The sequence below is a fragment of the Thalassobacter stenotrophicus genome (assembly GCF_001458315.1).
In the GTDB taxonomy this organism is placed as follows: Bacteria; Pseudomonadota; Alphaproteobacteria; order Rhodobacterales; family Rhodobacteraceae; genus Thalassobacter; species Thalassobacter stenotrophicus.
On record NZ_CYRX01000031.1, the window covers coordinates 363,753 to 373,949 of the forward strand.

Here is a 10,197-nt window from a genome sequence, read left to right on the forward strand (position 1 = left end):
TTTGTCACCCGGCCTTAACCTAAGGTCAATTCGGCAGGTTTCAGCCCATTAAGGCCTAGGCGCGGTGGGCACCAGCAGCGAGATCCGCCACGTAGGACAAGACGTCCGAAACGCTGTCACCGCGTGCGATACGTTCCACAATCGCGGAGCCGACGACGGCACCGTCTGCGACGGCAGCGATATCTTGGGCAGCCTCTGGCGTTTTGATGCCAAAGCCCACGATGATCGGCAGCTCGGTCTGGGATTTGATGCGCGCGACTTCGGGGGCGACCAGCTCAGCGCTGGCGGAGGCGGCACCGGTGATGCCGGTGATCGACACGTAATACACAAACCCAGAGGTGTTTTGCAGCACTTTCGGCAGGCGTTTGTTGTCGGTCGTGGGCGTCGCGAGGCGGATGAAGTTCAGGCCCGCTTTTTGCGCAGGAATACACAGCTCGGTGTCTTCTTCGGGTGGCAGGTCCACGACCAGAAGGCCATCAACGCCCGCTTCTTTTGCATCAATCAGGAATTGGTCCACACCGCGATTATAGATCGGGTTGTAGTAGCCCATCAAAACCACGGGCGTCGTTGTGTCTTGGGCGCGCAGTTCGCGCACGATGTTGAGGGTGCGTTCCAGCGTCATACCCGCCTCGAGCGCGCGCTGCCCAGCCAACTGGATCGTGGAGCCGTCGGCCATCGGGTCCGTAAAGGGGACGCCCAGCTCAATAATATCGACACCTGCTGCCGGCAGCCCCAGCACTACGTCACGGGCGGTTTCATAATCCGGGTCCCCTGCCATCACGTAGGAAACGAAGGCTTTTTTGCCCTCAGCACGGAGGCGATCAAAGGTGGCGTCGATACGAGTCATATTGGGCTTCCTCAAGGTCTGCGCCATGCCTTTTGGGGCACCTTTGGGCCAAAGGCAAGCAACTGGGCCCCGGCCGCGGGTTCGCATGTCAGTTGCATCCGCCCGGGCGCTTGCATAAAGGGAAGCGAAACCGTGATTAGGAGAGCGTTATGGGCTTTAAAATGGGTATTGTCGGAATGCCGAACGTGGGCAAATCCACCCTGTTCAACGCGCTCACCAAAACGGCCGCGGCTGCGGCGGCGAACTTTCCGTTCTGTACGATTGAGCCAAACGTCGGTGACGTGCCCGTACCGGACGCGCGCCTTGATACGCTCGCTGAGTTGGCGCAATCCAAATCGATCATCCCCACCCGCATGTCATTCGTTGATATCGCCGGCTTGGTGAAAGGCGCATCCAAGGGCGAAGGTCTGGGCAACCAGTTCTTGGCCAACATCCGCGAAACCGACGCGATTGCGCACGTGCTGCGGTGTTTTGAGGATGACGACATCACCCACGTGGATGGCCGCGTAAACCCCGTTGAGGACGCCGAAACCATCGAGACTGAGCTGATGCTGGCCGACATGGAGAGCATCGAGAAGCGTCTTCAGGGGCTCAGCCGCAAGGTGCGTGGCGGTGACAAGGAAGCGGTTCAGCAGGAGCGTTTGCTGAAAGTTGCCCTCGCGATGCTCGAAGACGGCAAGCCCGCACGCATGGTAGAGGTCGACGCCGATGACGCGAAGGCCTGGAAGTTGCTGCAACTTTTGACGTCCAAGCCGATCCTATATGTGTGCAACGTCGATGAGGGATCTGCCGCGACGGGCAACGCCTTTAGCGCGCAAGTGGCGGAGATGGCCGCAGCGCAAGGCGCCTCGCATGTTATCATCTCAGCCGCGATCGAAGAAGAAATCAGCCAGCTGGACGCCGACGAAGCCGCCATGTTCCTAGAAGAAATGGGTCTTGAGGAAGCCGGGTTGGACCGTTTGATCCGCGCAGGCTACACCCTGCTGAAGCTGGAAACCTATTTCACCGTCGGCCCCAAAGAGGCCCGTGCATGGACCATTCCACACGGCACTATGGCCCCCCAAGCGGCGGGCGTGATCCACGGTGATTTTGAGCGCGGTTTCATTCGGGCCGAGACGATTGCCTATGATGACTTCGTGTCATTGGGCGGCGAGCAACCCGCCAAAGAAGCAGGCAAAATGCGTGCAGAAGGCAAAGGCTACGTCGTCAAGGACGGGGACGTGCTGCACTTCTTGTTCAACACGTAGACCTACATTGATTGTCATCGGATGACCCTTTGGCGCGGCTTTCTTGAGCCGCGCCTTTGCGTTGTCGCGGCGCAATATGCGCCCTGCCCCTATCAAATTGATCGGCCGGCCCTATCTATGGGCTCAGCATATATCGGAGCTTTCTATGACCTACACGCCCCCCAAAGTCTGGACCTGGGATGCCGCCTCTGGTGGCGAATTTGCGTCCATCAACCGCCCCATCGCAGGTGCGACCAAAGACGCCGAGCTGCCCGTCGGCGCGCACGCCTTGCAGCTATATTCATTGGCCACGCCAAACGGCGTCAAGGTGACCGTCCTGCTCGAAGAGTTGCTAGAGGCCGGGATCACAGAAGCCGACTATGACGCATGGCTCATCCGGATCATGGAAGGCGATCAGTTCGGCTCGGGCTTTGTGGATGTGAACCCGAACTCCAAGATTCCAGCATTGATGGACCATTCCACCACGCCCCCCACCCGCGTCTTTGAAAGCGGCGCGATCCTGTTGTATCTGGCTGAGAAGTTCGGGGCCTTCCTTCCCAAAGATCCCGCAGGCCGGACCGAGGCGCTTAACTGGTTGTTCTGGCAAATGGGCAGCGCGCCCTATTTGGGCGGCGGCTTTGGCCATTTTTACGCCTATGCCCCTGAAAAATTTAAATATCCTATCGACCGCTTCACAATGGAAGCCAAGCGCCAGTTGGACGTGTTGGACCGGCATTTGGCCGAGCATGAGTGGTTTGCGGGCGACATGTATTCCATCGCGGACATCGCGATCTGGTCTTGGTACGGGCAGTTGGTGTTGGGCCGTCTCTATAGCGCGGCTGAGTTCCTCGACGTCGAAAGCTACACGCACCTGATGGCCTGGGCCAAACGCATCGACGCCCGCCCCGCCGTTCTGCGCGGTCGCATGGTGAACCGGTCCTTTGGCGAGCCAGAGATGCAACTTCACGAGCGCCACTCGGCTGCGGACTTTGAGACCGAGACGCAGGATAAAAAAGCGGCGAAATAAGCCCCTTGGCGGAGATTATGGGCTTGTTCCCCATCGCAGGCTCCCTTAGACACGGCGGCGGAGACGTGGCCGAGTGGTCGAAGGCGCTCCCCTGCTAAGGGAGTAACGTGCAAGCGTTCGAGGGTTCGAATCCCTTCGTCTCCGCCACCCACACCACTTCGAGCGCCGTCGGATTGTTCATAGACGCAATTGGTCTGACGAGCGTACTGCTGCTTCTCTCAAATCATCCACGGCTTCCAACCGAACCCTGACGCCAGCGAGGCCCGCGTCGGGGGGTGTTGTTGGATCTCGCTTAGATCGCGAGGCCCAGTTTTGTGACGTGGATCTCAAACGTTGGGTGCATGTCCGCTCCGATCACGTTGGCTTTGTGGTGACGGTAGATGGAGCGCCAATAGGGTTGGATAATCACGCCCTCGTCCTGCATAATCTGTTGCAGCTTGGCCATCACCTCACGGCGTTGATCAGCGTCTGCAATTGCCAAAGCATCCGCCAAAAGCGCGTCAAACTCTGCGTTTGCGAATGCGCTTTCGTTCCAAGGTTCGCCCGAACGATACGCCAGCGCGAGCACCTGCACGCCCAAAGGCCGCTGCGCCCAATCCGTCGTAGAGAGCGGGTACTTTGCCCAATCATTCCAGAACGTTGCCCCCGGCAAAACCGTGCGCTGCATCGGGATGCCCGCATCACGGATCATCGCGGCGGCGGCGTCCGAGGTATTTTTGCGCCACGTGTCGTCGATTGACACCAAGTCGTGTTCGAAATCTGCCATCCCGGCCTCGGCCATCAGGGCCTTTGCGCCAGCAGGGTCGAACACGGGCGCCGGCAATTCGGCGTATTCGGGATGGATCGGGGAAACGTGGTGGTTTTCGGCCACGCGACCGTTGTCCGAAAAACCCAATTCCAAAAGAACCGAGTTATCTACGGCCATCGCAAGCGCCTTGCGAACGCGGGCATCCGCGTAGGGTTTGATCCCGTTTACTTCGGCCTCTTGGTTGGCGCGGATCACGACCGTGTTTGCCGTGACAGCCTCAGACTTGGACCACCCGATAGCGTCCATCACCAAGATGAAATCGCCGATCGACTCGTAGACCATATCGACTTCACCCGCGTCCACGGCAGCTACGATACCCGCCTGCTCCGTTCCAAAGTCGAGGTATTCAATCCGGTCCAAATAGGCACCGGTGCCCCACCATGTGTGGTTCTCATTCTTGACCAAGACCGCTTTTACGCCGACCTCAAAATCGCCGGGCAAATAAGGGCCAGTCCCGATGGGATTTTCCAACGGATCGCCTGTGAAACCTTGGTGCACAATGGCCGCTGGATAGTCCGAGAACCCTGCGATCAGCGTGATGTCGGGTTGGCCAAGCGTCAGGCGCACGGTGCTATCGTCGACGACCGTGATAGCACCTTCACGGGCGATCCCGGTTTCGGCGTCCACCAACGAGCCCATGCGGGAGGCCATGGAGTTGCCCTCAACCGCGGACTCGCACCAGCGCGCAATGTTGAACGCGACGTCCTCAGCGGTGAAAGCATCGCCGTTGGTCCACGTGACACCTTGGCGGACCTTAAGAGTGTATTCCGTGGCATCCGCATTGACTTGCCAAGCTTCCAGCAGCATCGGCTCAAAGCTGCCATCAACCTGATATTCCACCAGATATTCCAGATATCCGCGGGTGAAGTTCGACATTTGCGGCCAGTCATACGTGCGCGAATCCTTCAGCGCTTTGACGGTTGATTCAATGCGTAATGTGCCGCCCGCCTGCGCGTGGGCAGCGGCACGAGCGGGTTGTGCGGCCCCCAACAAGCCGTATGCAGCGGCAGTTGTGACGCCCAAAGACGTCGCACGGGTCAAGAATTCACGGCGCGACAAGGTTCCGGCGCGGACCTCATCTGCATAGGCGCTGACAGCGGAATGGATGTGTTTTGGATCGGTCATAAAACGCTCTTCGGTTTTGATGAAAACTTGGGAGCCGCGCCCCCTATCAGGCTACAAAGCGGCTCAGAGCGCGGTTGTCGCACCCATTGATCGAAGATAAAAAATAGCTCAAAAACGACATTGTTGATAAAATACGACATCCAGCACGAGCGCAATAAGCGTTCAACCGATGGGCTAAAATAGCCAAAAAACCGCCATTTTGATCTGCTTGATGGGGGTTGATTGATACCGACTTGCGCCGCTGTGCCGGTTCGACGAGGCCACCTGATGACTGCGGTCCTGGCCACAGAAACCCGCCAGAGTTGTATTTTAGCACACCGCGTTGTCATTGACCTGCAAAGAAAAATTGCCTTAAGCCGCAGGCGATACATTTACTGGATCGGGCAACGCATCGCCCAAGCCCCCTACCCCAAGGAAGATCACGAACATGCCCACGGCTTTTATCACTGGCGGCGCGAAACGCATCGGAGCCGAGATTGCCCGGGCCTTAGTGACCGCCGGTTTCAAGGTCGCGGTGCACTATAATACATCGCACAGCGAGGCCGAGACCCTGAGAGCCGAGCTGAACGCGATCACCGCAGACAGCTGCGCCGTGTTTCAAGGCGATCTGAGCGACAGAGCCAGCCTGACCCGTGTCTTTTCGGATGTGATCGACTGGCTTGGCCCCCTCAACTTGCTAGTTAACAATGCCTCAATGTTCATGAACGATGACATCGGCACCATTGATGAGGCACAGTTCGACGGCCACATGGCCGTTAACCTGAAGGCGCCCGTTTACCTAGCAGAGCTGACCGCCGCACAGTCGCAGGGGTTGGAAGACTGCCTCATCGTGAATATGCTGGACAACAAAGTCTTTGCGATGAACCCCGATTTTTTCACCTACACGCTGAGCAAGGCGGCACTGTTCACAGCGACACAAATGTTAGCCATGCGGTTCGGTGGCTTTCCGCGCGTGGCGGGCATCGCGCCGAGCATTACATTAATTAGCGGCAAGCAGTCTCAGGCAAACTTTGAAAAAAGCAGCCGGATCAATCCATTGGGTCGTCAAGTTACCCCTGCCGAAATCGCTCAGACCGTTTTGTTCATGTGGGATACCAAAAGCTACAATAATCAGATCCTCACAATCGACGGCGGCCAGACCCTGTGGGAGCTGCCACGGGATGTTGCCTTTTTGGTGAAGGAAGGTTTGGTCGATGACTGACTACACGATCAAGATTGAGGATCTCTGCGTTGAGATGTTCCTGGGGCTGCATGCCTTTGAGAAGGAGAAAACTCAGCGCGTGTTCATCTCGATCGAATTGGATGTTGAGGGCGTTAATGTCTCTCAGGGCCAGTTTTTTGACTATGATCATGTGGTCGACTACGTGCGCGGCTTTAACCAACAGCGCATCGAGACACAGGAAGAATTAACCGCAATGATCCACGCCCACGTAATGGCGCGTGGGTGCCGGGCCGCGCGCGTATATTCACGCAAGCCGGACGTGTACCCCGATTGCGCATCCGTGGGCGTTGTGTACCGCGGCTAGCCGCCCCTTAGAATTGCGCGCGAAAGGTCAGGCCAAACGCCTGTTCTTGGTCGCCAGTTTGCTTTGAGGTCGGAGAGGCGAGATATCCCTCTAGCCGTCCAAGGGCAAAATCGTATGACGCGCCTAGTCCGACCGAGGTCCGCAAATCGGACGTGTTTTGCAGCGTGCCCGAGGGCGTAACGGGACTATCCAGCCCCCATACGCGGCCCACATCCACGAACCCAAACACATCCACGCCGGGTAAATCTGCCAAAACGGGCAGCACAACATCCGTGCGAAGCGCGCCAAACCGGGTCCCGCCCAGATCGGTCACGACCGCGCCATCGATATCACGCACGCTGACCCCACCACGCTCAAACCCGCGCAACGATGCCCCGCCCAAAACGAAGCGATCAGTCGCGCGCGTCACGGCACTGCCCTGCCCCGCAACATGCCCCAGCTCAAGCGTTGAGCGCAGCGCAAAGCCCCCAGGCAAGGGCGCAAATACATTGACCTGCCCCTCACTCCGTACCAGTTTTGCATCCCCGGCAATGCCATAGTCCACACTGACCAACGCGCCCCATGTTAAGCGATTAGCGTTCGGATTAGTTGCCCCAAAACGGTACGAAAGACCAAATTCGGTCGCGTCCTGCGTGCCCGTATCGCCCTGCAAAATCGCCGAGGCCGTGGATGCGACATCGCTGATTTCTGTCTCGGTGAATGTCACACGCGCCTCGATTTGGCCGCCGCCTACATCCGCCTGGACATAGGGTGCAATAGACATGCGTTCGTAGTCGAACAACGTGTTGTCATATTCATAGGCGCCGTAAAACAAGCGTACGCCAACCCCAGTAGTTTCGGACAGGGCATCATTGTCAAACACACGGAGCCGCGCGGTCTGTACCTCTTGGGCGACGATGATTTCACCCAGAACGTCAGCCCCCAATCCCAACGCGTTTTCAAGCGATAGGACAGCCCCGCCAAACACTCCAGTATCGCTGTCATAGCCCAGTCCAAATGTCAGAAGCCCCTCATAGGATGGGGTTTCATCGACGGTCACAATCAGTCGTGGGCCCTCTGACCGGATGCGGATAAAGTCAAACTCACCGGTGAATTCCAATGCCTCAATCGCGGCGCGCAGATCATCGGCGTAATAAATTTCACCCGGCCGAAGGTTGGCCGTGGCCAAGACATCTTGGTCGCTAAACCGCGCGTTACCGTTGACAATAATTTGGCTAAAGGCGCGCGGCACGTCTGCCCCTGCTGTGCTGCCAATGATGCTGGCTGCTATCGCGCTACAAACGGCACAGGCTGCGGCCGTCGATCTCAAATAACCCATAAAAATCCCTTATTCCCATCGACATGCCGCGCAAATACGGACGGTCAAGTGAGTAGCTGCCAGACATAGTTCCGACGCACTCACTAAACGGTTCAGAGCCGTCGCGCGCACGCGTGAGGATGCTCAGCAATTTTGATACCAAACCTGAAAACCATTTCCGCAAAAGACACAATAAGCCCCGAAACACGGCATAAGAGGGGCAAATGATTGCAAAAATACAATCCTTCTCAATCGGTGTTAATAAAGGTTAATAATAAGTTTATAAATAGTTAATGGTTGCCCTCAAAAGATAGTAAATTTGATTTAAGACACTGAGTGCAAGGATTATTCATGTCCGGAAAGTATATGGCGGCTGCGGCCGCGCTGGCCTTTGTCGCGGGTTGCACTGGCGAAGGCTCCATCGGGTTATCGCCGGGGGACGTGCCGGGTATACGCGCGATGAACCCATCCGTTGGCGAAGAATTGGACGCCAACCGCGATGGTGTGTTCATGAACGCTTCGCAGGCGCGCACACGGCTTGATAGCTTTCCGGGCAATGGTGAATTTGACCTGTCGAGTGAAGACCTCAGCAACGGTCAATGGCCCGTCGATACCATCACCTATAAGGCCTTTCGCAACACATCGGACCGGGCGATCTATATTCGCCGCGCGTTGGGGCGTTATGCTCTGATCGAAGCCCGCGAGCGGGGCCTTGGCACATCGCTGAACGGGGTGCGCCGGGTGGCACATATTTCGGCACCCTCAACGGCTGGGGAATGGTGGGTCCGGTCGGCCCATCGTGGCGATCTGTTGCCAAGACAGCGCGCGCAGAAAATCTCATTGCCAGACATCATCAACGCGACCGTCCGCAACTCATTCCAAATCGCAGCGTTCGGTGACCTGCCCGCCATTCGCGGCACAGCGATCCAAGAGGCCCGGGGCCGTTTCGTGCCTGAAATCTTTGCCGACGCCAGCATTGAACGCCGCGATGAGTTCGCCACAAGTCCTGCAAGTGCCGGCGGTGCCACTCGTCTGACCACGGACGAGGATGATGTCGAATTTGGTGTCCGAAGCCGTCTTCAAACCGGTGGTGAGATTTCGCTCTCCCAACGGTTCACCACCACTGACACCAACGACACCGCGTTTATCCCCGGGGAGCAGACCGTGTCTCAGACCGCGCTAACTTATGTGCAACCTCTCCTTCGCGGTGGTGGATTTACCTATACCGATAGCACCCGGCGCATCGCCAACATGGACACCCAGATCGCTGTAGAGGAATTCCACCGTCAAGCCTCCGCCCATCTATTGGAGGTCGAGCGCGCCTATTGGAACCTGTATGTCGCGCGGTCTGTCTATGCCCAGCGCCGTCATCTGGCCGGTCACGGTGCCCAAATCGCCGAGCAAATCGGCAACCGTGAGGGGATCGATGCCGATCCAGTCCTGATCAATCGCGCACGGTCTCTGGCCTCACAGTGGCGGGCCGATATGGTTCGTGCCAAAGCCGCGATGGAGAACGCTGAATTCCGGCTCGCGGCTCTTGTCAATGACAAGCGGCTTGGACCCGCTGATGTTGAGGTGCTGCCCACGTCGGCCCCGAACGGTGCGCTGCATCTGTTGTCCACCAACGACACGATCGAGGCTGTTTTCATCCACCGTCCTGAAATCCAGCAAGCGATTTTACAGTACGAAGCCGCCCTTCTGCGCGAAGGAATGGCCGCCAACGAAAGCCTGCCCGAACTGGACCTTGTCTTAGAGGCCCGCAGCGAAGGGGGCACGGGCGGGCGCAGCCTAGGGGATGCGTTTGACGACCAATCGGGCAACGTCGGGACCTTGGTCGGGTTGAAATTCTCGGTCCCGCTGGGGTTTGACGAACGCGACGCGCGGTATCATCGCCGCCGGATCGAGACGGTCCAGCAGGAGCGTCAGGTCATGTCCGCGATCTCAACCGTGTTACTGGAAGTAGACGTGTCGGCGAACGAATACATTGTGGCCTGCAATGATCTGGTCGCCCAGCGACGCGCGCTTGAGGCCGCACAAGCCGACACAAACGCCATCCAAGCCCGCTGGGACGAAGGTATCGGCGACGCCGGGATCGAACTGCTGTCGGCACTGCTGACGAGTTATCAAAACCTCCAAGCCAGTGAGCAAGCCGTTGCCACAGCCCGCGCCACACGCGAAATCTCAGCCGCAAATTTGGCTCGCGCGCGGGGTTTGTTGCTGGACCGTTGGGGCCTGTCGATGAACCTGACCCGTGATATCCGGGGCGAGCAGACCTACCAACTCGCGCGGAGCGGCCGTGATGGTTAAGACCATGCGCCGCACGCACCAATGCCACAGTCGC

Annotated in this window: 8 protein-coding genes and 1 tRNA gene; 6 read left to right on the forward strand and 3 right to left on the reverse strand. The window is 58.0% G+C overall.

Going from position 1 to position 10,197, the window contains the following annotated elements:
* Nucleotides 1–55 precede the first annotated feature (55 nt).
* Nucleotides 56–847, reverse strand: a complete 792-nt coding sequence (gene trpA / locus THS5294_RS12395) for a tryptophan synthase subunit alpha (protein ID WP_058124011.1) — start codon at nucleotides 845–847, stop codon at nucleotides 56–58.
* 149 nt (nucleotides 848–996) lie between these two features.
* Here trpA and ychF point away from each other — a divergent pair, with 149 nt between their 5' ends.
* From ychF to THS5294_RS12410, 3 genes are all read left to right on the forward strand, one after another.
* Nucleotides 997–2,094 (forward strand): redox-regulated ATPase YchF, encoded by a 1,098-nt coding sequence (gene ychF / locus THS5294_RS12400; protein ID WP_038003744.1) that lies wholly within the window; start codon nucleotides 997–999, stop codon nucleotides 2,092–2,094.
* A gap of 145 nt (nucleotides 2,095–2,239) precedes the next feature.
* On the forward strand, nucleotides 2,240–3,100 hold the full coding sequence (gene yghU, locus THS5294_RS12405) for a glutathione-dependent disulfide-bond oxidoreductase (RefSeq protein ID WP_058124012.1): 861 nt from the start codon (nucleotides 2,240–2,242) through the stop codon (nucleotides 3,098–3,100).
* Between the two features lie 59 nt (nucleotides 3,101–3,159).
* Nucleotides 3,160–3,247, forward strand: a tRNA-Ser gene (locus THS5294_RS12410).
* A 145-nt stretch (nucleotides 3,248–3,392) separates the two neighbouring features.
* Here THS5294_RS12410 and THS5294_RS12415 read toward each other — a convergent pair.
* Nucleotides 3,393–5,033, reverse strand: a complete 1,641-nt coding sequence (locus tag THS5294_RS12415) for an ABC transporter substrate-binding protein (protein WP_058124013.1) — start codon at nucleotides 5,031–5,033, stop codon at nucleotides 3,393–3,395.
* 427 nt (nucleotides 5,034–5,460) lie between these two features.
* Here THS5294_RS12415 and THS5294_RS12420 point away from each other — a divergent pair, with 427 nt between their 5' ends.
* Together THS5294_RS12420 and THS5294_RS12425 are read left to right on the forward strand one after the other, a co-directional pair.
* Entirely contained in the window at nucleotides 5,461–6,234 is a 774-nt protein-coding gene (locus THS5294_RS12420) for an SDR family oxidoreductase (protein WP_058124014.1), read from the forward strand.
* Nucleotides 6,227–6,559, forward strand: a complete 333-nt coding sequence (locus tag THS5294_RS12425; RefSeq protein ID WP_058124015.1) for a dihydroneopterin aldolase — start codon at nucleotides 6,227–6,229, stop codon at nucleotides 6,557–6,559. The genes THS5294_RS12420 and THS5294_RS12425 overlap by 8 nt, the downstream gene beginning before the upstream one ends.
* A gap of 7 nt (nucleotides 6,560–6,566) precedes the next feature.
* Here THS5294_RS12425 and THS5294_RS12430 read toward each other — a convergent pair whose 3' ends face one another.
* Complete coding sequence (locus THS5294_RS12430) at nucleotides 6,567–7,877, reverse strand: BamA/TamA family outer membrane protein (RefSeq protein ID WP_058124016.1); 1,311 nt, start codon at nucleotides 7,875–7,877, stop codon at nucleotides 6,567–6,569.
* 330 nt (nucleotides 7,878–8,207) lie between these two features.
* On the opposite strand from THS5294_RS12430, the gene THS5294_RS12435 reads away from it, so the two are divergent.
* Entirely contained in the window at nucleotides 8,208–10,163 is a 1,956-nt protein-coding gene (locus THS5294_RS12435) for a TolC family protein (protein ID WP_058124017.1), read from the forward strand.
* Nucleotides 10,164–10,197 lie beyond the last annotated feature (34 nt).